This window comes from Rahnella inusitata (assembly GCF_003263515.1).
In the GTDB taxonomy this organism is placed as follows: Bacteria; Pseudomonadota; Gammaproteobacteria; order Enterobacterales; family Enterobacteriaceae; genus Rahnella; species Rahnella inusitata.
In genome coordinates this window covers 1-26,692 of record NZ_JYDE01000009.1, presented here as the reverse complement: position 1 = coordinate 26,692, position 26,692 = coordinate 1, and the positions used below count along the sequence as shown (strand labels likewise).

Annotated in this window: 25 protein-coding genes and 1 pseudogene; 10 read left to right on the top strand and 16 right to left on the bottom strand. The window is 50.2% G+C overall.

The genetic code is table 11. The features are described 5' to 3' along the window. Positions 1 to 2: 2 nt before the first annotated feature. The 8 genes and pseudogenes from rfaQ to rfaD form a co-directional block, all read right to left on the bottom strand. A pseudogene (rfaQ, locus tag TU92_RS05685) lies at positions 3 to 1,084 on the bottom strand (putative lipopolysaccharide heptosyltransferase III). A gap of 159 nt (positions 1,085 to 1,243) precedes the next feature. Continuing rightward, positions 1,244 to 2,251 (bottom strand): glycosyltransferase, encoded by a 1,008-nt coding sequence (locus TU92_RS05680; RefSeq protein WP_112165155.1) that lies wholly within the window; start codon positions 2,249 to 2,251, stop codon positions 1,244 to 1,246. Positions 2,252 to 2,319: 68 nt separating this feature from the next. After that, a complete protein-coding gene (locus TU92_RS05675) occupies positions 2,320 to 3,567 on the bottom strand; it encodes an O-antigen ligase family protein (protein WP_244207826.1) in 1,248 nt (415 codons plus the stop codon). A 35-nt stretch (positions 3,568 to 3,602) separates the two neighbouring features. Further along, on the bottom strand, positions 3,603 to 4,607 hold the full coding sequence (locus TU92_RS05670; protein ID WP_112165151.1) for a glycosyltransferase family 8 protein: 1,005 nt from the start codon (positions 4,605 to 4,607) through the stop codon (positions 3,603 to 3,605). Continuing rightward, a complete protein-coding gene (locus TU92_RS05665; RefSeq protein WP_112165148.1) occupies positions 4,600 to 5,697 on the bottom strand; it encodes a glycosyltransferase family 9 protein in 1,098 nt (365 codons plus the stop codon). Before TU92_RS05665 ends, TU92_RS05670 begins: the two co-directional genes overlap by 8 nt. Before the next feature lie 2 nt (positions 5,698 to 5,699). Next, positions 5,700 to 6,683, bottom strand: a complete 984-nt coding sequence (gene rfaC, locus TU92_RS05660; RefSeq protein WP_112165146.1) for a lipopolysaccharide heptosyltransferase RfaC — start codon at positions 6,681 to 6,683, stop codon at positions 5,700 to 5,702. After that, entirely contained in the window at positions 6,683 to 7,732 is a 1,050-nt protein-coding gene (gene rfaF / locus TU92_RS05655; RefSeq protein ID WP_112165145.1) for an ADP-heptose--LPS heptosyltransferase RfaF, read from the bottom strand. Before rfaF ends, rfaC begins: the two co-directional genes overlap by 1 nt. A 30-nt stretch (positions 7,733 to 7,762) precedes the next feature. Beyond that, positions 7,763 to 8,695 carry an ADP-glyceromanno-heptose 6-epimerase gene (rfaD, locus tag TU92_RS05650; protein WP_112165143.1) on the bottom strand — a complete coding sequence of 311 codons (933 nt, stop codon included), beginning with the start codon at positions 8,693 to 8,695 and terminating at the stop codon, positions 7,763 to 7,765. A gap of 241 nt (positions 8,696 to 8,936) precedes the next feature. Here rfaD and TU92_RS05645 point away from each other — a divergent pair, with 241 nt between their 5' ends. Continuing rightward, positions 8,937 to 10,133, top strand: a complete 1,197-nt coding sequence (locus TU92_RS05645; protein WP_112165141.1) for a glycine C-acetyltransferase — start codon at positions 8,937 to 8,939, stop codon at positions 10,131 to 10,133. 9 nt (positions 10,134 to 10,142) lie between these two features. Beyond that, on the top strand, positions 10,143 to 11,165 hold the full coding sequence (gene tdh, locus TU92_RS05640) for an L-threonine 3-dehydrogenase (RefSeq protein ID WP_112165139.1): 1,023 nt from the start codon (positions 10,143 to 10,145) through the stop codon (positions 11,163 to 11,165). Positions 11,166 to 11,229: 64 nt separating this feature from the next. On the opposite strand, the gene TU92_RS05635 is transcribed toward tdh, so the two are convergent. The 5 genes from TU92_RS05635 to gpmM all read right to left on the bottom strand — a co-directional run bounded on the left by TU92_RS05635 (position 11,230) and on the right by gpmM (position 17,487). After that, entirely contained in the window at positions 11,230 to 12,159 is a 930-nt protein-coding gene (locus TU92_RS05635) for a hypothetical protein (protein WP_112165137.1), read from the bottom strand. A 2-nt stretch (positions 12,160 to 12,161) separates the two neighbouring features. Then, a complete protein-coding gene (locus TU92_RS05630; RefSeq protein ID WP_112165135.1) occupies positions 12,162 to 13,385 on the bottom strand; it encodes a glycosyltransferase in 1,224 nt (407 codons plus the stop codon). Between the two features lie 124 nt (positions 13,386 to 13,509). Then, on the bottom strand, positions 13,510 to 14,502 hold the full coding sequence (locus tag TU92_RS05625; protein ID WP_112165133.1) for a divergent polysaccharide deacetylase family protein: 993 nt from the start codon (positions 14,500 to 14,502) through the stop codon (positions 13,510 to 13,512). Between the two features lie 2 nt (positions 14,503 to 14,504). Next, positions 14,505 to 15,770 (bottom strand): murein hydrolase activator EnvC, encoded by a 1,266-nt coding sequence (gene envC / locus TU92_RS05620; protein ID WP_244207827.1) that lies wholly within the window; start codon positions 15,768 to 15,770, stop codon positions 14,505 to 14,507. A gap of 172 nt (positions 15,771 to 15,942) precedes the next feature. Then, positions 15,943 to 17,487 (bottom strand): 2,3-bisphosphoglycerate-independent phosphoglycerate mutase, encoded by a 1,545-nt coding sequence (gene gpmM, locus TU92_RS05615; RefSeq protein WP_112165131.1) that lies wholly within the window; start codon positions 17,485 to 17,487, stop codon positions 15,943 to 15,945. Positions 17,488 to 17,791: 304 nt separating this feature from the next. On the opposite strand from gpmM, the gene TU92_RS05610 reads away from it, so the two are divergent. The 5 genes from TU92_RS05610 to cysE all read left to right on the top strand — a co-directional run bounded on the left by TU92_RS05610 (position 17,792) and on the right by cysE (position 20,991). Next, positions 17,792 to 18,223 carry a rhodanese-like domain-containing protein gene (locus TU92_RS05610; RefSeq protein WP_112165129.1) on the top strand — a complete coding sequence of 144 codons (432 nt, stop codon included), beginning with the start codon at positions 17,792 to 17,794 and terminating at the stop codon, positions 18,221 to 18,223. A 53-nt stretch (positions 18,224 to 18,276) separates the two neighbouring features. Further along, the gene (gene grxC / locus TU92_RS05605; protein ID WP_112165127.1) at positions 18,277 to 18,528 is read left to right on the top strand and encodes a glutaredoxin 3; all 252 of its coding nucleotides are present in this window, start codon (positions 18,277 to 18,279) and stop codon (positions 18,526 to 18,528) included. A gap of 63 nt (positions 18,529 to 18,591) precedes the next feature. Continuing rightward, positions 18,592 to 19,062 carry a protein-export chaperone SecB gene (gene secB / locus TU92_RS05600; RefSeq protein ID WP_112165125.1) on the top strand — a complete coding sequence of 157 codons (471 nt, stop codon included), beginning with the start codon at positions 18,592 to 18,594 and terminating at the stop codon, positions 19,060 to 19,062. Further along, positions 19,062 to 20,081 carry an NAD(P)H-dependent glycerol-3-phosphate dehydrogenase gene (gpsA, locus tag TU92_RS05595; RefSeq protein ID WP_112165123.1) on the top strand — a complete coding sequence of 340 codons (1,020 nt, stop codon included), beginning with the start codon at positions 19,062 to 19,064 and terminating at the stop codon, positions 20,079 to 20,081. Before secB ends, gpsA begins: the two co-directional genes overlap by 1 nt. Before the next feature lie 88 nt (positions 20,082 to 20,169). Continuing rightward, positions 20,170 to 20,991 carry a serine O-acetyltransferase gene (gene cysE, locus TU92_RS05590; protein WP_112165120.1) on the top strand — a complete coding sequence of 274 codons (822 nt, stop codon included), beginning with the start codon at positions 20,170 to 20,172 and terminating at the stop codon, positions 20,989 to 20,991. Between the two features lie 53 nt (positions 20,992 to 21,044). On the opposite strand, the gene trmL is transcribed toward cysE, so the two are convergent. The 3 genes from trmL to cpxR are packed head-to-tail and all read right to left on the bottom strand — an operon-like array spanning position 21,045 to position 23,624. After that, positions 21,045 to 21,518 carry a tRNA (uridine(34)/cytosine(34)/5-carboxymethylaminomethyluridine(34)-2'-O)-methyltransferase TrmL gene (gene trmL, locus TU92_RS05585; RefSeq protein ID WP_112165118.1) on the bottom strand — a complete coding sequence of 158 codons (474 nt, stop codon included), beginning with the start codon at positions 21,516 to 21,518 and terminating at the stop codon, positions 21,045 to 21,047. Positions 21,519 to 21,555: 37 nt separating this feature from the next. Further along, a complete protein-coding gene (gene cpxA, locus TU92_RS05580; protein ID WP_056774544.1) occupies positions 21,556 to 22,926 on the bottom strand; it encodes an envelope stress sensor histidine kinase CpxA in 1,371 nt (456 codons plus the stop codon). Then, positions 22,923 to 23,624 carry an envelope stress response regulator transcription factor CpxR gene (cpxR, locus tag TU92_RS05575; RefSeq protein WP_112165116.1) on the bottom strand — a complete coding sequence of 234 codons (702 nt, stop codon included), beginning with the start codon at positions 23,622 to 23,624 and terminating at the stop codon, positions 22,923 to 22,925. Before cpxR ends, cpxA begins: the two co-directional genes overlap by 4 nt. Before the next feature lie 152 nt (positions 23,625 to 23,776). On the opposite strand from cpxR, the gene cpxP reads away from it, so the two are divergent. From cpxP to TU92_RS05560, 3 genes are all read left to right on the top strand, one after another. Further along, entirely contained in the window at positions 23,777 to 24,286 is a 510-nt protein-coding gene (cpxP, locus tag TU92_RS05570; protein WP_112165114.1) for a cell-envelope stress modulator CpxP, read from the top strand. 344 nt (positions 24,287 to 24,630) lie between these two features. Then, positions 24,631 to 25,617, top strand: a complete 987-nt coding sequence (gene pfkA, locus TU92_RS05565; RefSeq protein ID WP_112165112.1) for a 6-phosphofructokinase — start codon at positions 24,631 to 24,633, stop codon at positions 25,615 to 25,617. 187 nt (positions 25,618 to 25,804) lie between these two features. Continuing rightward, positions 25,805 to 26,692 (top strand): sulfate ABC transporter substrate-binding protein (locus TU92_RS05560; protein ID WP_112165110.1); only part of this gene is annotated, 888 nt, incomplete at its 3' end.

Sequence of the window (26,692 nt, the reverse complement as noted above, 5' to 3'; positions counted from 1 at the left end):
CATCAGCCATGCAAATAACTCCTGGCAGCATCCAGCACATCGCTGACCGGAATGGCGTGCAGATAACGTTGCTTTGTTTTCGTATCGATGGAATCGGGCGTTGGCAGCGGCGCGTAATCACCGGCCCAAATTGTGGTGTTATTGTTGCCCCACGGACGCCAGTGCTGCATTTTCGTTGGTCCGAATAACGCGACGCAAGGCGTATTCAACGCCGCAGCCATGTGCATTGGCGCAGAATCTACCCCAATAAACAGTTTTGCGCCGTCAATCATGGCAGCCAGTTGCGTCAGTGATAACTGACCAGCGACAGAAATTACCTGAGGATTATGTGTGAGATCCTGAATCTTACGCACCATCTCCAGCTCTTTTTTATCGGGGCCGGCGTCATGACGACAGTCATTCCTGTATCGCCTAAACCGTCGATGACACTGGCAAATTTTTCGTCGTCCCAGCATTTAAAAATCCAGCGTGAGGTAGGCTGAATGACAATATATCCGCCGTCGACCTTATTCTTCTTCAGCAACTGCTGGCAGAATGCCTTATCGCTTTCTGAATAATGCATAGACGTTTGGGCATCTTCGACAGAAAGACCGAGCGCGGACAGAATCGACATGTTCTGCTCAACAGTATGCAATTTGCTGTGGTTTTCAGTGGTCACCAGATGAGTATGACCCGCGCGCCAGAGCAAAGATCGGCGTTTTTTGTAGTCAAAGCCCAGCCGTACCTTCGCGCCCGTGAGCATCGAAAGCAGGGAACTGCGCCACTGATCGGCGAGGTTGATGACCAGGTCATAATGCCGCGCACGCACGGCTTTAAGTAACAGCAACTCCTGCTTCAGCTGATAGCGAATGCCTTGTTTTTTCCATGTCCTGTCAATGACATGAATAACGGAGAGGGCAGGATGTTCGCTCAGAATTGGTCGTGTTTCTTTATATAAAAGCACGTCAATTTCAGCATCAGGATAATGTTGGTGGAGCCTGTTTATCACCGGCGTCGTCAGCACCATATCTCCGTGATGACGGAGTTTGACCAGCAGAATTCTTCTGGGGGTGAACGCTGCATATTTGGCTTCGGAGTTAGGCATTCTATTATCTGATTTAGAAGATAGTGAGTTGATTCTAGGTGAAGAATCGAATGCTGTGAAGTTATTTATCTGGCTGATATAGAAAGATAAATAACTTCGTTTGTGAATGAGTTATAACGCAGTTACAGACGTAAAAGAATCATCTCTTTCTGAAACATCTTAAGCGAGTTTGTTGCGCAGCGTGTGAAGGCGTTTTAGCCACAGCAACAATTGCCACCACTGCTTAGGGCCACGCGCATTACGCATCATTATCTGGCGTGTGCCGCTGGAGTAGATATCGTCAATCATGGCCTTTTGCGCGGCAGGATCGGGTTCCCGGCGGACGGAGTGACACACGGTCAATGCTTCGCGGGTCACCTGTCTTGGAAACTCAGAATAGATTTTGATTTTGCTTTTGTAACGCTGATTGAGCTCATCGAGCATTTTGGCAATCTTTAGGTAGTGCCTCTGATACTCAACATTTTTCATCCCTGTACGTTTCTGGTTACTGATTGACTGCCCATGGATGTAATAACGATAAAGTATTTTTTGGGTATATCTTACGCGCTGAGCGTTGAACATGACCTCGGTCGTCCAGGGAATATCCTGATGATGTAAACCGGGTTCAAAATAGAGCTGGTGCTTCTTAATAAGCGCAAGACGATAAACACCGAGCCAGACAACGTGCAGATAGCGGTTGGTTGCCAGAGCCGTTTTAAGCCAGATGGGACCATCCATCACTGCCGTGGATGTTAAACGGTCAACTGGAATAATCGGTTTTACTTTTTCCGATCCGACGAAGTAACGCTCACCGTTGCACTGTGCGACATCTAAATCATCCTGTTCACACAGATCAATTAACGTCTGGTACATCTGCGGATTGAGTATGTCATCGGCATCGGGGAAGGTGACATAACGCCCTTTGGCGATATTTAAACCGGCATTGCGCGCACGGGAAACGCCACCGTTAGGCTGACTGATGACCGTAATATGCTGATGTTTTTCGGCATATTCTCGTGCAACCTGCTCGGAATTATCGGTTGAACCATCATTCACAATGATGATTTCAAGGCTGCTCAGCGTCTGCGCGACCAACGAATCCATAAAGTTTCTGAACATCTCCCCTGCGTTGTATAAGGGGATGATCGCGCTAAGCCTGATGTCTTCAGGCATCGTTGTCGGGGTCATATCCACAATTTCCACTGATAAGGATGACAAGCAAACGGGGAGTCAGCTTGGCGTACTCCCCGTAAAAATCACTTTTTCTCTGACGAAATGCGGTGACACATTCTCAGCATCAGCAAGTAACCAAACACCAGCACAACAAAATACGGTGATTCACGATTATAGAACTGAGTATCACCTTGACTGAAATAAATTACCGGCACCGAGAGTAGTAAGAACTCGTATCCTTTGGGTACCAGTTTGAAGGGATACAGCAATAAAACCGCGAAGAACAACAGCATAATGATGCCGCCAAAAATCCCCTGCAAGGAGAGCGTATCGATAATGTCATTGTGCAGATGGAATTGCAGGTTACGGATTGCTTCCGGATTACCGCCTTCATGCTGATTGATGAAGGTGCTTGCCAGAGCGTTACGGCTATCCGCTGACTGACCCAGCGGATGTTGTTTAAATACGTCTATTCCGGCACGCCACATTGAAAAACGAGCACCAACAGATGTATTGCGGTCGCCCTGATTATAGGAGGTAATTTCGGTTTGGAGATTATCAATACGGTCTAACACCCTGTTGTAATAAGGGTGTCCAGAGATAGCTCCGGCCAGAATTAAACCACCAATAGCGAAGCCGTAAATTATTTTCGAGGTATGAGAGCTTTTGGCAAAATCGAGAATAACGCTGCCAGCACTAAATAGTACAAACAGCATAATGGCTGAGCGGGTTTCTGTTGCCGCCAGTACAGCAAAAGTCATTGTCATGACAATCAGACAGGCGAGTCTGTAGTGTTTCAGCACATAGTACTTCAGGCTATACATCAGCAGAAGTGAGAAAATAGTGAAGGTATACGCCCCAGATGTGGGGGCATCAGAGTTGATTTTTATTCTTTCGCCGGTTTTTAAATAAAAAATAATATGCGAAACCGAAATAACGATAAAAAGCAACGTCATGATTGTGACACCAATACGCAATGTTAGAATGGATAATTTCCATTTGTGTAAATTATGTTCTATCGCATAAAGGACAAAGGCTGCCAGGATCAGCCTTTTACCGCTGATCTGATAATGGTAAGCAATTAACGGATACTGTTCATTTGTAGTTAACATTACCCAAAGTAATTTACTGAGGCCCAATGCAAAAACAATCCATGAGAAAAGGTAAAAATGGATTTTCTTTTCTTTTTTTAAGGTAATGAAGATGAAATAGATAATGGCGATATAGGTGATGATGTAGAAAAAGTTACGTGTAACCTCACCTGAGTACATAAAAAATGAAATGGATATCGATATAAACAGGAAGAAAATTGCAGCCAGTTTATCGTCCATGGATATCTTATTAATTGCTGACAGCGAGTTCCTGATCATAAAGAGTGATTCCTAAAAACCTTACTGTTCATATACTTAACCATCCAGCGTAAGCTGTTCATATATTGACGTTCGTGCCAGAGTGCTTGCGCATAACGTTTCATCTCTTTGTAAGAAACCGGCATGTCATGAGGAACGTTACGCCATGGTGATTTCTCATAGTACTGATCATAAAGACTGGCTAATTCACCCATTCCCCAACGATGCCACGGCTTACATTTACCTGTGTAATGAATCAGGATTGTATCCTCCGGAACGGGTGTTTTCTTCCCCACTTTATTGAGGATAATGTCGCAGACAAGGTTGTATTTTTTAGGTAGCAATAAAACTTCATGCTCAAGAGCAATGTTAAGCGCATCCTGATCCGGGAACTTGAGTTCTGTTCCATGAATCGCCAACGTCTGAATAATTCTCTCTGTCGTTTTTTTATTAATCCATACCGGAATATTGATATACAAAAAACCAGAGTTAAAATAGTTGCCGCTGGTCAGGCCTAAGTGGGGGCACAGTTTGTTACGCGCCCGCTCGGTGTCATTTACCGCAGCCAGTGTGTAACGGCTGATATCCTTTTCGTGAAGTTCTTTATAACTGCCCAAACATAATGTGTCAGCATCCAGGTAAAAGAATTTTGATGTGACATCAGCAAGAATATAAGGTGTAAAAAGGCGGTAATAAATCGCCTGAGGATAGCGGCCTATTAACGGTAAATCAGCAAATGCAGACTCTTTGAATACATAACAGGTGATGGCTAAAGAATGACCTATGGCCAGTTCGAGAAGCCGGGATTTTGATTTTTCATCCAACGGACTGCCAAACACGTGAATATGGAAAGCTAAGTCAGGATTATTTTCCAGAATCGAAAACACAGTGATGCCCATACCGCGCGCATACGCGTTATTGATGCCGAAGGCGATATGGACAACCGGCAATTCTGAAACCCCTAAATTGTTAACGAGCTCTTCTTTGTGCTCAAGATAACTCAGGTATTCCTGATTAGGCATGGTTCTGTTCCTGACCTGTTTTGCTGATGACAAAAGAACGTATCTGATTCAACTGTACATCACTGAGCGAAAAGAGTTCTTCCGCGCTGTGTCTGAACGTATAAGGCGCTGAGAAAATAAAGGATTCCGGCGCGAGCTTTGGATCTTCCGGGGTTAAAATTAACGGCGCAAACGTCGGATGTTGTTCAGCCAAATCACAAGGGCCTGCGAGGCAAACCACCGGCGTTTCTACGGCATCGGCGATATAAATATTACCCGAGTCAGAAGCGATATACACATCCATCTGCGAGATGGCATGAGGCACTTCATGTAATTTTAACTGACCAATCAGACTGATAATGTGTTCACTGTCAGTCAGTTTTGCGAGGAGCTGGTCGAGATAGGGTTGTTCATTCTCAGGGCCAAAAACGTAAAACTGACAAGGTAAACCGTGCAGACAATTGAGAATTTTTATCCATACATCAGTCGGAATGGTTTTTGCTTTGTTCCCTGCAGAAATACTGATGCCGATTTTTATCTGCTGATTCTTTGCCAGTGCTGGCAGCGTTTGTTCCGGAACCCACAATGGCCAGGTAGCATGCTTTTTGTAGCTATCGGCGGTAAACGCGGGGTCGGCCAGTTTCAGGTAACTTTCCAGAGTGAAATCTGTTTTTCTGTGCAGGCGAACAATATCTGCGGTCTGATAAAAAATGCTGTGGTACCACTTGCGGGTATATGCGATCAGAAAAGCTTTTCCCGCCGCATTACAGAATGCGGCATAGAAAGCATTCACGCTGTTTGGTTGAAGCAGATACACGTTGTCGTAGCGATTGAGTAAATGGAATGCGAGACGAATCTTACTGAGTAAGGATTTTTTGTAATCTTCAATCAGATAAATGGAATCAATCGTTGCATCGTGTTCTGCCAGCGGCAAAACCGTTTTACTGATCAGTACGTCAGATTTCTTTAAATGCTTCAGGAGCGGCGTAATATTAACGAAATCCCCAATCTTAGCGGTTTGGATCACCAGATTGCGCCCGGTACGTCGATGAAAAGGTTTCATCAGCATTTTGAACGGCCACAGCAAGATAAAAATTATCACGTAGCTCATGGTCAGTTCGTTTCCTTTTCGACGGACATCACGGTATTCAACTGCTCAAATACGCGTTCAGCCGGCAGATTTTCCAGCGAGTTTTTCTCAGCTTTCAGGATGAACTGATTTTGTCCGTAACCACCAATTAATCCCGGATCTGTGGGTCCGTAGAGCGTGATATTAGGACGATCCAGTGCCGCAGTCAGATGGCTTAAGCCGGTATCGACGGAGATGACAGCTTTCGCGCCAGCCAGTACTTCGGCGACTTTTTCCAGGCTTAACTTTGGCAGAACGTCCACGTGCGGAAAGCCTTCCGCCAGACGCAGCGCTCGCTGATACTCGTGCTCCGCGCCCCAGGGAAGTTTAATGCGAAGTTGTTGCGCACTGAGCATGCCGATTAACTCCCGCCAGTGTGCTTCCGGCCAGTGTTTATCTGCACGCGTCGTCGCGTGGAGAAATACCAGATAATGACCTGCATCAGCGGGAAGGTGTGACAGGAAGCGTGCCGCGATAGCGTAATCACCCTGAGCGGAGGGTTTCTCATAGCCCAGACTTTTGGCAAACAGTTCTCTGGTGCGCTCAACCGCATGCTGTTTCTTATCAATTTCATGACGATGATTGTAGAACCAGCTGGCAAAGGGCTCGCGGGCACTTTTGCAGTCCTGCCCGTGTTTTTCACCTTTAGCGACGCGGGTGATCAGTGCTGCGCTTTTGATCAAACCCTGTGCGTCGATGACGGCATCATAAGTCTGAGACTGAACTTCACGTTTGAAGTCACAGCGTTGCTGACGGGTTTCAGACCCGAACCAGTTTTTTCGCCAGCGTCGTATGGCGACCGGAATCACGCGATCGACCGCCGGATGCCAGCCCGGGATCTGTGTAAAACCTTCTTCGACGACCCAGTCAAAGCGGATCCCCGGAATAGCCTGTAACGCATCTGTCAGTGCAGGAAGCGTGTGCAATACGTCACCCATTGACGATGTTTTGACGATGAGAACCCGCATTACTGCTCCTTCCTTGTGCTCAGTAACAGGTTTAGTTCCTGATACACCTGCTCTGGCTGAATATCGATCAAGCTTTGATGATAACCTTCTTCAGCATCACCTTTGCGGACTTTATGATAGCCGGTGATCAGGCGGATAACTTTTGCCTGATGGCTGAGCGGTGGTGTGAAATCAGGACTGCTTGGGCCGTAGAGCGCAACAAGGGGCTTATCCAGCGCAGCTGCGACGTGCATCAGGCCTGAGTCATTACTGACAACGGCGTTGCAGGCAGCAATCATCACTACCGCCTGATCCAGCGAGGTTTTTCCGGCCAGATTAAGACAGAAAGGCTGTGCGTTTTCAGTCAGCGCAAGGCGAATTTGCTCGCCTGCGGCATGGTCTTTGGCGGAGCCAAACAAAACCACCTGTTGGCCTTCGGCAATCAGTTTTTCTGCTAACGCTGCGTAATGAAAATGCGGCCAACGCTTTGCCGGGCCAAATTCTGCGCCGGGGCAAAAACCAATTAAAGGCCGGTCATTATTGACAGAAAATGCCCTTTTAACGGCAATGACTTCTGCTTCAGAGACCTGCAATTTCGGCCACAGAATTGGCTGCGGCAGATCTGCGGCTGTGCGGATTTGCGCAGCATCGTATCCCAGCGCGGCGTAGCGCTGAACCATCAGGGGGAAAGCGGCCTTATCCAACACGCGTATATCGTTAAGCAGGCCGTAGCGCATTTCGCCGCGCCAACCGGTGCGCACAGGAATGCGCGCAAAGAAGGGCACCAGCGCGGATTTGAACGAGTTGGGCAACACGTAGGCGCGCTGATAACGTTCGTTGCGCAGAGAAATGCCCAGACGGCGGCGCTCACCCAATTCCAGTGCGCCATGACCCAGCGGCATCGCCAGCGCCTGATTCACTTCAGGCATTCTGTCGAGCAGCGGACGGCACCATGCGGGTGCCATCACGTCAATTTGTGCGTCCGGGTGCGCCACTTTCAGGGTGCGGTAAAGACTTTGTGACATCATCATGTCACCGACCCATGACGGCCCAATTACCAGTATTTTCATACCGTTAATCCATTCCTCAATGTGCGGTTCTTAGACTGTGCGGTTGAGCCAGCTCATGTATTCCGTCACACCTTCGGCAACCGTTTTGAACGGCTTGTCATAACCCGCTTTACGCAGAGCCGTCATATCAGCCTGCGTGAAAGACTGGTAACGACCTTTCAGTTTTTCCGGGAAGGGAATGTATTCGATATCGCCCGATTTGTGATAGGCCACGACGGCATCCGCTACAGCCTGGAAAGATTCTGAACGGCCGGTGCCGCAGTTGAAAATACCGGAAACGCCGTTCTGCCAGAACCACAGGTTTACCGCCGCCACATCACCTACATAGATGAAATCACGTTTAAACCCTTCGCTGCCAGAGAACAATTTAGGATTCTCACCGGCGTTGATTTGGTTATTCAGATGGAATGCAACGCTGGCCATGCTGCCTTTATGACCTTCACGTGGGCCATAAACGTTGAAGTAGCGGAAACCGCAGATCTGAGATTCAGCGTGCGGCAAAATTTCACGAACATACTGGTCAAACAGGAACTTAGAGTAACCGTACACGTTCAGCGGTTGCTCGTACTGACGTTCTTCAACAAAGCTGGTGCTCTGGCTGCCGTAGGTCGCAGCGGAAGAGGCGTACAGGAAAGGAATGCTACGATCGAGACAGAAATGCAGGATATCTTTCGAATACTGATAGTTGTTATCCATCATGTATTTGCCGTCCCACTCCGTAGTGGACGAGCACGCGCCTTCATGGAAGATTGCGTCGATATCACCCAGATCATCGCCGGCAACGATGCTGGCGATGAAGTCTTCTTTATCGCAGTAATCCGCAATATCCAGATCGACCAGATTGACGAATTTGGTGCCGTCTTTCAGGTTATCGACCACTAAAATATCGCGATATCCCATATCATTGAGCGATTTAATAATATTGCTGCCGATAAAACCAGCGCCGCCAGTGACGATTATCATGGGACTCACCTTTAATCATTTTAAAATCACGCACCATGCGTGATTTATACAGTTGGCAATATCATAACACTTCATTATGAAGCTCACATTGGGAAGGTGTCCGATAACACGCATTCTTATGTTTCAGGGCGTAAGGCGTGAACTATGCTGCAAAATGAAGATATTGTGAGCGTTTTCATCGTTATTTCATATACAGATTAGTAATGTATTCCGTGAATGAGTCATTTCAGGAGAATACTGTATGTCTGTTTCGTTTTATCGCCAATTGGAAGACCAGCTCGATCAGGCGCGGGTTGATGGATTGTTTAAGGAAGAACGCATTCTCACCACGCCGCAGCAGCCAGAGGTTTCGGTTGCCGGTGGTAAGCCGGTCATTAATTTTTGCGCGAATAACTATCTCGGGCTTGCGAACCATCCCGCATTAATCCAGGCTGCGAAAGCCGGGCTCGACAGCCACGGTTTTGGCATGGCCTCGGTGCGTTTTATCTGCGGCACACAAGATACGCATAAACAACTCGAACATCGTCTGGCGGATTTTCTCGGTATGGACGATGCCATTCTGTATTCCTCCTGTTTCGACGCTAACGGCGGTTTATTTGAAACGCTGTTAGGTGAAGAAGATGCGATTATCTCCGATGCGCTTAATCATGCGTCGATAATTGACGGTGTGCGTCTGTGCAAAGCCAAACGCTATCGGTATGCCAACAACAATATGGCGGAGCTGGAAGCGCGTTTACAGCAGGCGAAAGATGAGGGTGCGCGGCACATTCTGGTTGCGACCGACGGTGTCTTTTCCATGGACGGCGTAATTGCCAACCTCAAGGGCGTATGCGATCTGGCCGAGCGTTTCGATGCGCTGGTGATGGTCGATGATTCCCATGCCGTCGGCTTTGTCGGCGCCGAGGGTCGGGGAACACACGAATATTGTGACGTCATGGGCCGCGTGGACATTATCACCGGCACGCTCGGCAAAGCGCTGGGTGGCGCATCTGGCGGATACACGGCGGCGCGTCAGGAAGTGATCGACTGGCTGCGTCAGCGCTCGCGTCCCTATCTCTTCTCGAACTCTCTGGCGCCGTCGATTGTTGCTGCGTCTCTTGAAGTTTTGTCGATGCTCGAAAAAGGCAGCGAATTGCGTGAGAAGCTTCTCTCCAATTCCAAACTGTTTCGCGAAAAAATGACCACTGCTGGCTTTACGCTGGCCGGTGCCGATCACGCCATTATCCCGGTCATGCTCGGCGAAGCGCGTCTGGCGCAGGATTTCGCCGCTCAGTTGCAACAGGAAGGCATTTACGTTACCGGTTTCTTTTATCCGGTGGTGCCACAGGGACAGGCGCGGATTCGTACCCAAATGTCCGCGGCGCATACCACGGAACAGATCGAACAAGCCGTTGACGCCTTCACCCGTATCGGCAAAAAACTTGGCGTGATCGCCTGAGGAGTGTCCATGAAAGCGTTAGCAAAACTAAAACGTGAAGAAGGTATCTGGATGACCGATGCGCCGGTGCCGGAGTTAGGGCACAACGATTTGCTGATCAAAATCCGCAAAACGGCGATCTGCGGCACTGATGTGCATATTTATAATTGGGACGCATGGTCACAAAAAACTATTCCGGTGCCGATGGTGGTCGGGCATGAGTATGTCGGCGAAGTGGTCGGAATCGGGCAGGAAGTTAAAGGCTTCAGTCTGGGTGACCGTGTTTCCGGCGAGGGGCACATCACCTGCGGGCATTGCCGTAACTGTCGCGGGGGTCGCACGCATCTTTGCCGTAATGCGCAGGGTGTGGGCGTTAACCGTCCGGGCGCATTTGCGGAATATCTCGTTTTGCCGGCGTTCAATGCTTTTAAAATACCTGACAACATTTCAGATGATCTGGCCGCGATTTTCGACCCGCTCGGCAATGCGGTGCACACCGCGCTGTCGTTTGATCTGGTTGGCGAGGATGTGTTGATCAGCGGCGCCGGGCCGATCGGCATCATGGCCGCGGCCATTTGCAAACACGTCGGCGCGCGTCACGTGGTCATTACTGACATGAACGAATACCGGCTGGAACTGGCGCGCAAAATGGGCGTTACGCGGGCGGTCAATGTGAGCCAGCAGAGCCTGCCTGAGGTGATGGAAGAGCTGGGCATGACCGAAGGGTTTGATGTCGGCCTGGAAATGTCAGGCGCTCCCGCCGCCTTTCGCAGCATGCTCAGTGCGATGAACCACGGTGGCCGTATTGCGATGCTGGGTATTCCTTCGGCTGAAATGGCGATCGACTGGAATCAGGTGATCTTCAAAGGGCTGTTTATCAAAGGGATTTATGGCCGTGAAATGTTTGAAACCTGGTACAAAATGGCGGCGCTGATCCAGTCGGGATTAGACCTCACGCCACTGATTACTCATCATTTCCCGATTGATGACTTCCAGAAAGGCTTCGACGCCATGCGTTCTGGCCATTCCGGAAAAGTGATCCTGGACTGGTAACATTCTCTGAAATGACAAAGGCCCGCTAAATCAGCGGGCCTTCTGTTCATGGTTGCCAAAAAATTTAAACTGCCGGATCCGCCGTTTGCTTTTCAGCATCCGTCAGATAACGGACTTTGCGCGTGTAATCCTGCCCCTTGAACAATAACTCGTTATCCGGCGAGGCCAGATACTTTTGCCATTCAGTCAGCGGGAAACCACCGTGTGCGCCAATCACTTCTTTGGGGATAATTGACGGCGTGCCACCAATTTTCTTCGACACCGGCCAGTTCATCCAGTCGCCTAAATTGACGCTTTTAATGTCCAGCGTATCGAGCATCGCGGCAAGCGGTAATTGATCCGTTGGCGGCTGATTGTCAGGCAGAATATTCCAGGTGTCGCGGAAGAACATAATCCACAGCGGACACAAACGTTCCCAGGTTTTACGCGTTGCGGCTAAGAATGCGCCGTTGACGTGATCAACGATGTAAGGCCGCACGCTGTCTTTGTAATAAGCCGGAATGATCGCCGGATCGCATCCGTCGAGTTTTGCGATCATTTTTCCCTGACGGAAGCTCGAGTAAATGTGATTTTCATGCAGCTGAATTTCAGGCATCTTCAGCAAGTTCAAATCAGAATCGATCATCAAAATACCGTCGGTTCTGGCCTGCAAAGGAGCCATTAGTTTGATCAAACGGCTGAGATAAATTTGCTTATAGCGATAATCGCCAGACTTTGTCTCCGGGTTCAGCGTCACAATGCGGACTTTTTCCGGCAGCGACCTGAACTGGCTGGCGTCCTGATCGGTCACGATAACAATTTCCTGCAGCTGGGTGGCAAATTTGTCAGCAAATTCTGCGCACAAACAGGCTTCTTCAATATAGTCAGCGCCCGCGGAAGGGATTACCACGGACGTCACGCTGTTCTCAGGCAAGCCTGCTGTCACTGTCTGCGAATAAGGCAGATTGTGGCGCGAAAGAATGTGACGATATTTTGAATTCAGGAATTTGAACATGTTCAGCCTTGTTTCTTTTTGACACTGCTTAAAACGGTTTCAACGCCAGAGACATATTTCTCAATGGCAAATTTATCGCGAACATTGGCGTTCGCCTGCTGTGCTATCTCGTTACGAAGATGCTCGTTGAGATACAGTGTTTTCATATGGTTAAAGAGCATTTCAACGTCGCCGTACTCAAATAACATGCCTGTTTCAGCGTTCTTTACCAGTTCAGCGGTACCGGTTACGTTGGAGCCAATGACCGGCGTTTCCAGCAGCATCGATTCTAAAACAACACGCGGCAGTCCTTCGCTTTTCGACCCTAAAATAAAGGCATCGAACGCGGACAGATACTCCAGCGCGTTGCTTTGAAAACCGGTAAAGACCACTTTATCCATCATGTTAAGGCTTGCAGCCTGCTGGATAAGGCGACGTAAATTTGGCCCTTCGCCGACAAATACCATCATCCATTTTGCTTCCGGGAAAGCCCGGTTAAATTTATCCAGTGCCAGCAAGGTGAAATGATGTGCTTTACGGTTGATCAGCGAGCCGATGCTGCCAAAGATGAAAGTCTCATCGGTCGCGCCCAATTCCTTACGGATATTGGCGCCATCGGGCAAGGGTTGATTGATATCAATACCGTTGAAAACGGTAAAACATAATTCACTGCGCACTCCGCGCTTTAGCAACTGTTCCTGCACGCCCTGAGAAACAGAAATAATGCTGTGGCAGAACTTATTCACAATGCGCACGACATCGCGGTTCAGCACCGGCTCAATGCGACAATGCTGCACAATAGCCGTCGGTAAACCTGCGGTGGAATAATACCCTTCAACGTTAGAGCTGGGCTGATTATTCATATACAGAATGTCGAACTGGCCGAGCTCAAGCAGGGAGTGGATCTTGCGAATGTTGGGGTTGATTCGCCAGACTTTATCAACGGAGTAAATGGCTTTCTGACGCAGATGACTACTGAAGAAAAACAGGGTACGCAGCACTTCTTTAGTGATTTTTGCCCAGGCAGGTTGTTTAACCTGCGGGATAAAGAAGACGGGAATGTTCAGCGAGTTCAATATCTGGCTGATGGTTTCCCCGTTATCCCGCGAATAATCATTGTAAAAGCAGCAGCTAATTTCAAATTTTTCCCGATCGATTCTTTTCAGCAGCTCTAACATACTGTTAGTGCCACCTCCCCATTCTTTGCCGCTGTCGAGCAGCAGAATTTTAGATCGATCTTGTCCCATTTGTGAGCGCCCCTGCGCAGTCTGAATCCAAAAACATGCAGCGCCCATTATAGGGGGCAAATTCTTTAAGCTCTACCTATTTGGTTTTGGGTGCTAAAATCATGTTTATCAATAGGTTGAATTCTCATTTATTTTTTGGGCCAGGGTTTATCTCTGTTGCCGGTTCAACCGGCGCGGCTCCCTGCATGTGTGGGAACGTTGTCAACGCATGATACTGGCGCTCGATGAACAGGACGGCCGGCGTCGTCGCCAGACTTTCACCGATGACTTTAAACATGCTATCCGCATAAATCTGAGCAACAGGATGTTTCACGCGACAAACGCTGATGCCTTTAGCAGCTGATTTGGCCGGTGTGATCTTCGGCGGTTTACCCGCAGAGGCTGAACTGCGTATTGGTTCATTGAGCAGATCGCTTGGCCGCACCAGCACGATATCGGAAGGCAAATTCGGCAGCATTTGTTGCAGTACTTTCACCGTCGTGGGATGCGGATGGCCTATGGCGATCGCATAGCCGTTTTTGCGTGCCAGTTGAATGGCGCGCTCAAACTGACGACGAATTTCAGCCTCATTTTGTACATCATCTAAAAAGACGTTGCGCTTAATGACTTTCACACGGGTTCCCTCAGCGGCCTGGACCGACTTGGTATTGCCGATAGTCATGCTGTCGAGGAAGAACAGATTGTGAGCGTTCATGGCCTGCATGACGTTTTCCATACCGGTCAGGCTAGAGGTCATGGCGCTGCCCATGTGGTTGTTGATGCCAATCGCGTAGGGAATGTTGGCGATCGCCTGATCGACTATCCGTTTCACTTCCCCGGCGCTCATGCCTGGAGTCAGCGTATTTTTCTCCAGCGGTTGTTTGCTCAACGGCGCCATCGGCAGATGGATCAGAATTTCACGCCCCTGCTGGTGGGCCTTGTTCATCATCATCTGCGAATCGGGTGCATTGGGGAAAATCGCCACGGATACCGCTTTTGGCATCTGAAGTACCTGGTTTTCCTCATGCTGGCGATAACCAAAGTCATCAATCAGAATGGATAATTTCGCTGCCTGAACCTGACAAACGAATAACGCAGTACCACAAAGGGCAGCTAAAACGGACTTTTTATATTGCAATGCTATCTTCCCAACCACGGCTGTGGGTTAACGGCCTGGCCCTGACGACGAATTTCAAAATACAGCGATGGCTGGCCTTGTCCGCCGCTGTTCCCTACTTTGGCAATGGCCTGACCGGTTTTCACCTGATCGCCCACGCTGACCAGCGCATCCTGGTTATATCCGTAAAGGCTCATGTCACCCCTGCCGTGGTCGATCACCACAACCAGCCCGTAGCCTTGTAACCAGTCCGCCAGAATGACGCGGCCTTCTGCAATTGCACGCACATCACTGCCTTCACGTGCCGAAATTACAATTCCTTTCCAGCGTAGTTCACCCTGCAACTGTTCGCCGAAACGGTGTATCAACGAACCGGTAACCGGCCACATATTCTGTCCGGATGGCCTTCCCAGCCCGCCGGTGCGCGCCATCAGCGATTGCTCGCTTTGCGTCGGTTTGTAGGTGGAGCCTTTTTTCTTCGCTTGCTGCTCTTTCGCCCGCACGGCGGCGGCTTCGCGCGCTTCTTTCTCAGCACGGGCTTTTGCGGCACGCTCAGCGGCCGCAATTTTGTTTTGCAGGCTCGATTCGTTGGCACGCAGTTCGGTCAGGCTTTGCTCATCTTTTTGCAAAGAAGACTCGAGCGCTGTCAGCGTTTGTTTGCGCGCTGCGCGAGCTTGCTCAAGCTTTTGCTGCTGAGTCTGCTGCTCGCCTAGCAGGCTTTTCTGCTGGGTTTGTTTGGACTCTAACGAAACCCGCTGTTCGCCGAGCGTGGTGCGCGTTTGTTTGAGTTCTTCGATGGTCTTCTGGCGGGCTTCATTCAGATAACCGAAATAGGCCAGGATCCGCTCGCTGCGCTCGCTCTCTTCACTACTGAGAAGGAGTTGCAGGCCTTTGTGCTGACCGATGCGGAATGCGGAATCGAGCTGTTTGGCGAGAATGGTTTCCTGCGTTTTTTGCTGTTTCTGCAATTTGTCGATAGACAGCGTCAGCCCGGAGATATCTTTCCCAAGGGTACTCAGCGTCGATTGTGTGCTGCGAAGCTGGGAACTGGCCGAAGCAATGGTTTTTTCCTGCGCCTGCAATTGTTGCAACAGCGTGCCGCGTTGTTGTTTCTGCTGTTTAACGCTTTTCTCTTTTTCTGCGATGTTTTGCTGAATGGTTTTGAGCTGATCTTTATTGTCATCAGCATGGGCAGTAAGAGAGAGCGTCAGTAAAGAGGCGCAAAGCAATAAGGCTGAAGATGGGAAGGCGGATACGACCTTGTCCGAAGCGGAAAGGCGGTTTCTCATCAGGCTGAAATGAATGAATTTGCTCAAACTTTTTTCCGCTTGTCGACCGTGGATGATAGACAATATGGCTGTCCCTGGCCGTATCGTAACACTAATCAACCGGCTGATGCACAAACAAAAAAGGCGTACCTGCCCGAGCAGATACGCCTGTATTTCAGGGGGTTTAAGGAAATTAGCGTGCGATAAACAGCGGTTTGCCACTCATTTCTGGCGGAATTTCCATTCCCATCAGCGAGAGCATAGTAGGTGCGATATCCGACAGTTTACCGCCTTCCACGGCCTCGGCGTTGCCACCGACATAAATCAGCGGGACTGGCAGGCTGGTGTGGGCGGTGTGTGCCTGACCGGTGGCCGGATCACGCATCTGCTCTGCGTTACCGTGGTCAGCGGTGATCAGCAACTGGCCGCCAACGGCTTTCACGGCGTCGACCACTTGTGCAACACAGTTATCCAGCGTTTCCACCGCATTGACGGCTGCTTCATACACACCCGTGTGGCCGACCATGTCGCCATTCGGATAGTTACAAATAATGGCGTCGTATTTGCCGCTGGCAATGGCGCCCAGCAGTTTGTCAGTGAGCTCTGCGGAGCTCATTTCCGGTTGCAGATCATAAGTTGCCACGTTCGGCGATTTCACCAGGATACGGTCTTCACCGGTAAACGCATCTTCCATACCGCCGTTAAAGAAGAAGGTCACGTGTGCGTATTTTTCAGTTTCGGAGATGCGCAACTGCGTTTTGTCGTGTGCCATCAGCCATTCACCCAAGGTATTTTTCAGGGATGCAGGAGGATACGCGCAGGCTGCGTCGATGTCGGCAGCATATTCGGTCAGCATGACGAAATCGCCGAAGTTAATCACTTTTTCACGCGTAAAGCCGTCGAAGTCCGGGCTGATGAACGCGCGGGTGATTTCGCGTGCGCGGTCGGCGCGGAAGTTCATAAAGATCATCGCGTCGCCATCGTTGATCGCAGCGGTTTCTTCCCCGGCAGCCTGCAATACGGTTGGTTTCACAAATTCATCATTTTCATCACGGGCATACGCAGCTTGCAGACCTGCCAGTGCGTTATCGGCCGTGAACGCGCCTTTTGCCTCAGCCATCAGGTCATAGGAAAGTTGTACGCGATCCCAACGATTATCGCGGTCCATGGCGTAGTAACGGCCAACGATTGATGCAATCCGGCCTGTGCCGATCTCAGCGAATTTCTCAGTGAAACGTTTTAAGGCAGATTCTGCGCTGCGCGGTGGCGTATCGCGGCCATCAAGGAAAGCATGCAGGTAAATCGCTTTTGCGCCGCGACGATGGGCCAGTTCTACCATGGCCATAATGTGGTCTTCGTGGCTATGAACGCCGCCCGCAGAGAGAAGCCCCATAATGTGAACTGCTTTGCCTGCACTGACGGCGCGATCAACAGCGGCGGTCAGTACGCTATTATTAAAGAAATCGCCTTCTTTGATCTCTTTATCGAGGCGGGTCAAATCCTGATACACAATGCGACCCGCACCTAAATTGACATGGCCGACTTCGGAGTTGCCCATCTGGCCGTCAGGCAGGCCGACGTCCAGACCGGATGCGGCGATCAGCGTATGGGGTTGGGTCGCCCAAAGATTATCCATGACCGGTGTTTTGGCATTCAGAATCGCGTTGTCTTGTTGTTCTTCACGATGACCGTAACCATCAAGAATCACCAGAACCATCGGTTTTTTGTTGCTCGACATGTCAATTGACCTCAGTTTGAAAGATGAAATGCTCAATAGCCTCGCCGGCTGAACAGGCGTAAACAGGCGCGGCTATGTGCATTCAGGCGGGCTGATTTTACCCCAGTGCGCGAGGCGAATAGCCGTGAGAGATCAAAGATGGGGTGAGGTGAGGGTTAACTTTCATCATAAAGGCGTGTTAATTTTTCGGGATGTGCCGCAGATTGTGGCATTAGCCCGTGCTTACTGGCTGTATTTGCTCCGACGCGCAGGTATACTCTGAAGCCTTGAATTTTCCCCTAACTGACGGGAGTTGCTACACCCCATGCAAGATATTATGCCATTCATCAGTGCGCATCCGGTTCTCAGCCTGGCGTGGGTTGCGTTACTGATTGCAGTAATTGTGACCACCTTTAAAACACGTTTTTCTAAAGTAAAAGAGATCACCCGTGGTGAAGCAACCCGCCTGATCAACAAAGAAGATGCCGTCGTTGTCGATGTGCGTACGCGTGAAGAGTTCCGCAAAGGCCACATCGCCACGTCCCTGAATGTGCTGACCACAGACATCAAAAGCAATAATCTGGGTGAGCTGACAAAACATAAAGCGCAGCCGGTTATTGTGGTATGTGCAACAGGCCAGACTTCCCGTACAGCGGCAGAAGGCCTGATCGCAGCCGGTTTTGAACGTGTTTTCACGTTGAAAGAAGGCATCAGCGGCTGGAGCAGTGAAAATCTGCCATTGGCGCGCGGTAAATAAGATCTCAGCCCAATCGCAACGGCATTAAAATCTACGACTTAGAGGTGGAACCCATGGCTAAAATTGAAATCTACACCAAGGCAACCTGTCCTTATTGCCATCGTGCGAAAGCCCTGCTTAACAGCAAAGGCGCTACATTCGATGAAATCGCGATTGATGGCGATGCGGATAAACGTGAAAAGATGATCGCCCGTAGCGGTCGCTCAACCGTTCCTCAGATTTTTATCGATGGACAGCACGTTGGCGGTTGCGATGATTTACATGCACTTGATGCACGCGGTGGTCTCGACCCGTTACTGGGGTAATCGGGGCGGCTGCGTATTTTCATTAAGTGTTTAAAGGACTTTTAACTCAAGGGTACTACTCACATGTCAGAACAAAATAACACCGAGATGTCTTTCGAGATCCAGCGTATTTACACCAAAGACATCTCTTTTGAAGCGCCAAACGCACCTCAGGTTTTCCAGAAAGAATGGCAGCCAGAAGTGAAACTGGATCTTGATACCGCATCCAGCCAGCTGGCTGAAGGCGTGTACGAAGTCGTATTGCGTGTAACGGTAACGTCTTCACTGGGCGACGAAACTGCGTTCCTGTGCGAAGTTCAGCAAGGTGGTATCTTCAGCATCTCCGGTATTGATGGCAACCAGATGGCGCATTGCCTGGGTGCATACTGCCCGAACATTCTGTTCCCGTATGCCCGTGAGTGCATCACCAGCCTGGTTTCCCGCGGTACCTTCCCGCAACTGAATCTGGCACCTGTCAACTTCGACGCGCTGTTCATGAACTATCTGCAACAGCAAGCTGAAACCGAAGGTGCTGAACCACATCAGGATGCCTGATGAAAACCGTCAATGCGTCAATGACTGTAATCGGTGCCGGCTCGTACGGCACCGCTTTAGCAATTACCCTTGCCAGAAATGGCCATCCCGTTGTGCTGTGGGGACACAATCCCGACCACATCAACGCCTTGCAACGCGCCCGTTGTAATCAGGAATTCCTTCCTGATGTGCCATTCCCCGACAATCTGTTGCTCGAAACTGACCTGTCCGTCGCGTTAGCGGCCAGCCGCAATGTGCTGGTTGTCGTGCCGAGCCATGTGTTTGGTGACGTGTTGCGTCAGTTGAAACCCCATCTGCGTGCTGATGCGCGTGTGGTATGGGCGACCAAAGGTCTGGAAGCAGAAACCGGACGTCTGTTGCAGGATGTCGCGCGTGAAGAACTCGGCGATACGATCCCGTTAGCCGTGGTTTCTGGCCCGACGTTTGCCAAAGAGCTGGCGGCGGGAATGCCGACGGCGATTTCTCTGGCGGCCACGGATGCCAGTTTTGCTGACGATTTACAGCAACTGCTGCACTGTGGCAAAAGCTTCCGCGTTTACAGCAACCCCGATTTCATCGGCGTGCAGCTGGGCGGTGCGATTAAAAACGTGATTGCCATCGGTGCCGGTATGTCTGACGGCATTGGTTTTGGTGCAAATGCCAGAACGGCATTGATCACCCGTGGTCTGGCAGAAATGAGCCGCCTCGGCACCGCGCTGGGTGCCGATCCTGCCACCTTTATGGGCATGGCAGGTCTGGGTGATTTGGTGTTAACCTGCACAGACAACCAGTCACGTAACCGCCGCTTCGGTATTATGCTGGGGCAGGGGATGGATGTTCAGACCGCGCAGAACACCATCGGTCAGGTTGTTGAAGGCTATCGCAACACCAAAGAAGTACGGGTACTGGCGCAGCGTCATAACGTTGAAATGCCTATTACGGAACAGATTTACCAGGTCCTATACTGCGGTAAAGATGCCCGTGAAGCCGCCACGAATTTACTTGCCCGTGCGAGCAAGGACGAAAAACACAGCCACTGACCGGCGATAAGTAGCATAGCCACCTTGTCGGAGATCCCCACAGGGCGGCTTTTTATTATCCGAACCTGCAAAGTCGTAAGGAACAGTGATGTCGTTAGAAGAATTAGAACTGGTCTGGAATAACATTAAATCAGAGGCGCGAGCACTGGCTGAGTGTGAACCTATGCTGGCGAGCTTCTTCCACGCGACGTTGCTTAAGCATGAAACGCTGGGCAGTGCGTTGAGCTATATTCTGGCCAACAAACTGGGCAACCCGATCATGCCTGCGATGGCGATCCGTGAAGTCGTCGAAGAAGCCTATCGCAACGACGAACAAATGATCCTCTCCGCCGCGCGCGATATTCTGGCGGTGCATCAGCGCGATGCTGCCGTCGATAAATACTCCACGCCGCTGCTTTATCTGAAAGGATTCCATGCGCTACAGGCGTATCGCATTGGCAACTGGCTGTGGAAGCAGGACCGCAAAGCGCTGGCGATTTATTTCCAGAATCAGATTTCCGTTTCCTTCGGCGTGGATATCCACCCTGCGGCGCGTATTGGTTGCGGCATTATGCTCGACCACGCCACAGGTATTGTTATCGGCGAAACGGCTGTAGTGGAAAACGACGTCTCTATTCTGCAATCCGTTACGCTCGGTGGTACCGGTAAAACATGTGGTGACCGACATCCGAAAATTCGTGAAGGTGTCATGATTGGTGCGGGCGCGAAGATTCTCGGGAATATTGAGGTTGGCGTGGGGGCTAAGATTGGAGCAGGGTCTGTGGTCTTGCAGTCAGTGCCCGCCCATACCACGGCTGCAGGTGTGCCCGCGCGTATTGTCGGCAGACCGGAGAGCGAGCGTCCTTCGATGGATATGGATCAACACTTCAACGGTATCGTGCAGGGTTTTGAATTCGGCGACGGTATCTGACACAAAAATGGCATGCCTGTGCATGCCATCGTTTTATTTTATCCCCTTCAGATTCATTCCTTCAGCAACGCCCCCGGATATCCCAGCTGGCGCCACGCTTCATACACCACCACAGACACGGCATTCGACAGATTCATGCTGCGACTTTCCGCGAGCATCGGAATACGGATTTTATGACTGGCAGGCAGATTATCTAAGATGTATGCCGGAAGACCGCGCGTCTCGGGACCAAACACCAGAAAATCATTGTCCTGATAGCTCACCGCGCTGTGCGCAGGTGTACCTTTGGTGGTTAGCGCGAACAGGCGCTGCGGATTTTCGCTGGTGAGAAAGGCGTCATAATTCGCATGATGTTTGATGCTGGCGAATTCGTGGTAATCCAGCCCGGCGCGGCGCAGGCGTTTATCGTCCCAGCCGAAACCTAAAGGTTCGATAAGGTGAAGCTGACATCCGGTGTTGGCACACAGGCGGATGATGTTGCCGGTATTTGGCGGGATTTCTGGTTCAAATAAAACGATGTTAAGCATGCGTCCCCCTGATAGAGGGACGCAGAATAGCAGAAACTTAACGCTGGTGCAGTGGCAGCCAGATAATCAGCCTGAGGCCGCCCAGCGGGCTATCTTCGGCTCTGACCTTACCGCGATGCTGCTGAACCGCCGTATCGACGATAGCCAGCCCAAGGCCGGTACCGCCAGATTCACGATCGCGTGCTTCATCGGTGCGATAGAACGGGCGGAAAATCTGTTCGCGATCGGTTTCACTGACGCCAGGACCGTCGTCGTCCACGGTGATGGTGATCCCGTCGCTGTCGTGAGCGAAGTTCAGTGCAATGTGGTGATGCGAATAACGCAGGGCGTTACGCACGATGTTCTCCAGCGCACTGTCGAGCGCGGCGGCATTACCGATGAGTTTCCACGGACCCGGAGGTGAGGTCACTTCCAGCGTTTTGCCCATTTGCTCGGCTTCAAACTGCGCGTCGTCAATAACACCGGCCCATAACTCATTGGCCTTCAGTGTTTCCCGCGACAACTCATTCTTATGCTGACTGCGTGATAACACCAGTAAGTCATTGATCATGCTATCAAGACGTTGCGCTTCGTTTTCGATACGTTGCAGCTCTTTGCCTTCACCGTGACGACGACGCATCAGCGCAGTTGCCAGTTGCAGGCGCGTCAGTGGCGTGCGCAGCTCATGCGAGATGTCCGAAATCAGCCTTTGCTGTGCAGTCACCATGCGTTCGAGAGCGCTCACCATCTGATTGAAGCTGGCACCTGTGGCGAGAAATTCCTGCGGTCCGGCTTCAAGCTCCGGATGCTGTTTGAGGTTTCCCCTGGCCACGTCGTCCGCCGCATTTTTTAACTTACGCGCCGGTTTCGCCAGGCTCCACGCCAGCCAGAGCAGCAGCGGGGCGCTGATCAGCATCGTGACAATCAGCAGCAACAACGGTCGGTCAAACATCAGGTTAATGAAGTCGGACTGGGAGCTGCTGGCCGGACGCATCAGATAGAGCTGATAGTTATCTTCGCCGTCACGCACCGAGAACGGGCCAACCATTTCAACGCGGCCATATTTTTTCTTTTTCGGACGGTCTGAATTATCAGACTGCCCGATAAAGTTACGCACAATTTGCATTTCATTGCGTTGCGCGCCAATCACCCGGCCTTCGCTGGTGACCAGTAGCAAGCGCTGGCCCGGCGGCGCCCATTTGTCGATCGCGCGGAACAGCCTGCGCCACCACATCAAATCATTTGCCGGATCGTTCACCAGCTCAGCTTCGACGTGTTGTTCAATCATCAGGCCTTGCCGTTGTTCATTATCGAGCAACGGCGTTATCTGGCGTGAATCGAGTTTCGGCACCATCAATACCAACATTAGCACCAGTGCTAATGTGAACCAGAAAATGGCAAAAATACGTGCCGTAAGGCTGTTTATCATGAAGCAGAAACCATCAGATAACCGCGTCCGCGAAGGGTTTTAAACCACGGATGTCCGTCCTGACGATCGGGCAATTTACGGCGTAAATTCGAAATATGCATATCAATGGCGCGGTCAAACGGTGTCAGACGTTTCCCCAGTACTTCCTGACTCAGATGTTCACGGGAAACAACCTGGCCGAGATGTTTTGCCAGTAAATACAACAGGGTAAACTCAGTACCGGTTAAATCCAGCGCTTCACCGTCAAAGCTGGCTTCCTGACGCCCCGGGTTCAGCTGCAAACCGTCGACTTCCAGCGTTGGGGAACCATTATTTTCAGTGGTCTGCTGTTGTTCGCTCCAGTTGGAACGGCGCAGCATTGCACGAATTCGTGCGACCAGTTCACGGTCATTAAACGGCTTTGGCAGGTAATCATCGGCGCCAAGTTCCAGCCCCAATACGCGGTCCAGCTCACTGCCGCGCGCGGTTAACATAATCACTGGCGTCTGATGACGCTGGCGTAATTCTTTAAGGGTTTCAATGCCGTTTTTCTTCGGCATCATGACGTCAAGCAACAGCAGATCGATAGTGTTATCAACTTTCTCTAATGCCTGCTCACCGTCGTAAGCAACCACAACATTAAAGCCTTCCATTTCGAGCAATTCTTTCAAAAGTGAAGTCAGTTCACGGTCATCATCAACTAACAAAATTTTATTCATTGTATTTACCTCTAGACGCAAAATACGTCATCAATTGCCGCTATTCCATGACTTTACGTACTTTTACAAGCACTGACGCTTGTTTGCAGCAGCAGGTTTAGACTGCTTTTCAATGATTCGCGATGAGCGATAAAGACTTTTAGGAGTGTGTGATGTTTAAGGCAGCTTCACTAGGTTTGGCCACGCTACTGACACTGAGTTCAGGTGTCGCTTTAGCAGAGGGTGCAAAACCGATGTCGGCGATGCCAGCAGAACATAATAGCACGATGTTGGATAAGCCTCAGGAACGCAACACCATGTTTGATGGTGTAAATCTGACGGAGCAACAACGTCAGCAAATGCGTGACCTTATGCATCAGGCGCGAAAAGATTTGCCTGATATAAATGTAGAACAGTTAGAAACGATGCACCGACTGGTTACTGCTGAAAAATTTGACCAGAAAGCTGTGCGTGCACAAGCCGAATTAATGGCTCAGGAACAGGTGGATCGCCAGGTCGAAATGGCCCGCATCCGCAACCAGATGTTTAATCTGCTGACGCCTGAGCAAAAGAACGTACTGAACCAGAAACACGAGCAGCGCATTGAACAGATGCAACAGCAGTTATCTGGCTTACAAACCCCTTCTGCCCAGAAGACGAGTAGTACCAGCAAGACCGAGTAAGATCCCTGTTTTTCCTTGCCATAGACACCATCCCTGTCTTCCCCCGCCGAAAGGTGGGGTTTTTTTTGCCCTCGATTTGCCAACTTTCATAAAACAGGCAATTAACAAGATAGAAATCTGCCGGTAACTAACCGGAAATATCTTGTAAAAGCCGTATGAATCAGTAAATTGCGAAGTACAGAGCGTTGTATGCGTGTTCTTGCTGACTTGAATCAATTCAGCTCCGCTGTTTTGTTATACTATAGGCTCAAACGCTAATAAGCCCTTTGGCAGCACAAGTAATTCCGCCCAACAGGCAGGCTCAAGATTCTTAAGAAATTGCATCTACAAGTTCAGAGGTAGTCATGATCAAAAAAATTGGTGTACTGACAAGCGGTGGCGATGCCCCAGGCATGAATGCTGCGATCCGTGGCGTTGTGCGTGCGGCTTTATCAGCAGATTTGGAAGTTTACGGTATCGAAGATGGCTACCTCGGCATGTATGAAAACCGCATGAGAAAACTGGACCGCTACAGCGTGTCAGACATGATCAACCGCGGCGGTACTTTCCTGGGTTCAGCACGTTTCCCTGAATTCCGCGATCCGGGCATGCGTAAAATTGCTTTGCAGAATATGAAAGATCGCGGCATTGATGGTCTGGTGGTGATTGGTGGTGACGGCTCCTACGCCGGCGCGGACCTGCTGACCAAAGAAGGCGGCATTCGCTGTATCGGCCTGCCGGGCACTATTGATAACGACGTGGCCGGTACCGACTACACCATCGGTTTCTTCACTGCACTGGGCACCGTGGTTGAAGCCATTGACCGTCTGCGTGACACTTCTTCATCACACCAGCGCATCTCTATCGTTGAAGTCATGGGCCGTTATTGCGGTGACCTGACTCTGGCTGCTGCCATCGCCGGTGGTTGCGAATTTATCGCTATCCCTGAAGTCGAATTTAAACGTGATGATCTGGTTGCTGAAATCAAAGCCGGTATCGCGAAAGGTAAAAAGCACGCTATCGTCGCCATCACTGAAAAGTTAGATGATATTGATGAGTTGGCTAAATACATCGAGAAAGAAACCTGTCGTGAAACCCGTGGTACCGTATTGGGTCACATCCAGCGTGGCGGGGCGCCAGTCGCTTACGACCGTATCTTAGCTTCCCGCATGGGTGCTTATGCGGTCGACCTGCTCCTTGAGGAAGGTCGTGATTATTCTCAGGGCGGTTTCTGCGTCGGTGTTGAAAACGAAAAAATGGTGCATGAATTAATCTCCGTGTGTATCGCGCCAGAGAACAAGAAAAGCAAATTTAAAGAAGACTGGTACAATACTGCTAAAAAACTGTTCTAAAACAGCAAATTGCCCGAGTCAAAGAGCCTCCTTAACCGGAGGTTTTTTTTAGTCTTTTTTTTGGTTATTCCATAAAGTAATAGTAGAAAACCTTTTATTCTTTATTCGTTTTCTTTTTCTCTGGCACGCTCTCTTCATCAGATCAAACAAATGAAATCCATAGAAACTATCTTCGGGAGAGAGTGCGATGCGTAAATGGGGTGCAGGCCTGGCATTACTGCTGGTAGCAACAGGGGCGATTGCCAAAGACATTCAGATTCTGAACGTGTCGTACGATCCAACCCGCGAATTCTATGAACAATACAACAAAGCCTTCAGCAAATACTGGCAAGGCAAAACCGGCGATACTGTGACTGTACGTCAGTCGCACGGCGGTTCAGGCAAGCAGGCAACGTCTGTTATCAATGGTATTGAAGCCGACGTGGTGACGCTGGCGCTGGCTTATGACGTAGATGCTATTGCAGAACGTGGCCGTATCGATAAAAACTGGATCACCCGTCTGCCGGACAACTCTGCGCCATACACCTCGACCATCGTGTTCCTGGTACGTAAAGGCAACCCGAAACAAATTCATGACTGGAATGATTTGATCAAACCTGGGGTATCCGTGATTACGCCGAACCCTAAAACATCAGGCGGCGCGCGCTGGAACTATCTGGCTGCTTGGGGTTACGCACTGCATCACAACAATAATGACAAAGCCAAAGCGCAGGACTTTGTGAAAGCGTTATACAAAAACGTCGAAGTGCTGGATTCCGGTGCGCGTGGCGCGACTAACACCTTCGTTGAGCGTGGTATCGGCGATGTGCTGATTGCGTGGGAAAACGAAGCCCTGCTGGCCACCAAAGAAGTGGGTAAAGACAAGTTTGAAATTGTGACACCAAGCGAGTCAATTCTGGCTGAGCCAACGGTTTCTGTGGTGGATAAAGTGGTAGATAAGCGTGATACACGCACCGTGGCGGATGCTTACCTGAAATACCTGTATTCACCGGAAGGCCAGACCATCGCGGCAGAAAACTATTATCGTCCACGTGATGCGGAAGTAGAGAAAAAATTCGCGTCAGAATTCCCTAAA

Bases quoted from the DNA above. Each gene is read 5' to 3' on its own strand.
- TU92_RS05680 (WP_112165155.1), bottom strand. From the start codon at position 2,251: ATGACCCCGACAACGATGCCTGAAGACATCAGGCTTAGCGCGATCATC.
- TU92_RS05675 (WP_244207826.1), bottom strand. From the start codon at position 3,567: ATGGACGATAAACTGGCTGCAATTTTCTTCCTGTTTATATCGATATCC.
- TU92_RS05670 (WP_112165151.1), bottom strand. From the start codon at position 4,607: ATGCCTAATCAGGAATACCTGAGTTATCTTGAGCACAAAGAAGAGCTC.
- TU92_RS05665 (WP_112165148.1), bottom strand. From the start codon at position 5,697: ATGAGCTACGTGATAATTTTTATCTTGCTGTGGCCGTTCAAAATGCTG.
- rfaC (WP_112165146.1), bottom strand. From the start codon at position 6,683: ATGCGGGTTCTCATCGTCAAAACATCGTCAATGGGTGACGTATTGCAC.
- rfaF (WP_112165145.1), bottom strand. From the start codon at position 7,732: ATGAAAATACTGGTAATTGGGCCGTCATGGGTCGGTGACATGATGATG.
- rfaD (WP_112165143.1), bottom strand. From the start codon at position 8,695: ATGATAATCGTCACTGGCGGCGCTGGTTTTATCGGCAGCAATATTATT.
- TU92_RS05645 (WP_112165141.1), top strand. From the start codon at position 8,937: ATGTCTGTTTCGTTTTATCGCCAATTGGAAGACCAGCTCGATCAGGCG.
- tdh (WP_112165139.1), top strand. From the start codon at position 10,143: ATGAAAGCGTTAGCAAAACTAAAACGTGAAGAAGGTATCTGGATGACC.
- TU92_RS05635 (WP_112165137.1), bottom strand. From the start codon at position 12,159: ATGTTCAAATTCCTGAATTCAAAATATCGTCACATTCTTTCGCGCCAC.
- TU92_RS05630 (WP_112165135.1), bottom strand. From the start codon at position 13,385: ATGGGACAAGATCGATCTAAAATTCTGCTGCTCGACAGCGGCAAAGAA.
- envC (WP_244207827.1), bottom strand. From the start codon at position 15,770: ATGAGAAACCGCCTTTCCGCTTCGGACAAGGTCGTATCCGCCTTCCCA.
- gpmM (WP_112165131.1), bottom strand. From the start codon at position 17,487: ATGTCGAGCAACAAAAAACCGATGGTTCTGGTGATTCTTGATGGTTAC.
- TU92_RS05610 (WP_112165129.1), top strand. From the start codon at position 17,792: ATGCAAGATATTATGCCATTCATCAGTGCGCATCCGGTTCTCAGCCTG.
- grxC (WP_112165127.1), top strand. From the start codon at position 18,277: ATGGCTAAAATTGAAATCTACACCAAGGCAACCTGTCCTTATTGCCAT.
- secB (WP_112165125.1), top strand. From the start codon at position 18,592: ATGTCAGAACAAAATAACACCGAGATGTCTTTCGAGATCCAGCGTATT.
- gpsA (WP_112165123.1), top strand. From the start codon at position 19,062: ATGAAAACCGTCAATGCGTCAATGACTGTAATCGGTGCCGGCTCGTAC.
- cysE (WP_112165120.1), top strand. From the start codon at position 20,170: ATGTCGTTAGAAGAATTAGAACTGGTCTGGAATAACATTAAATCAGAG.
- trmL (WP_112165118.1), bottom strand. From the start codon at position 21,518: ATGCTTAACATCGTTTTATTTGAACCAGAAATCCCGCCAAATACCGGC.
- cpxA (WP_056774544.1), bottom strand. From the start codon at position 22,926: ATGATAAACAGCCTTACGGCACGTATTTTTGCCATTTTCTGGTTCACA.
- cpxR (WP_112165116.1), bottom strand. From the start codon at position 23,624: ATGAATAAAATTTTGTTAGTTGATGATGACCGTGAACTGACTTCACTT.
- cpxP (WP_112165114.1), top strand. From the start codon at position 23,777: ATGTTTAAGGCAGCTTCACTAGGTTTGGCCACGCTACTGACACTGAGT.
- pfkA (WP_112165112.1), top strand. From the start codon at position 24,631: ATGATCAAAAAAATTGGTGTACTGACAAGCGGTGGCGATGCCCCAGGC.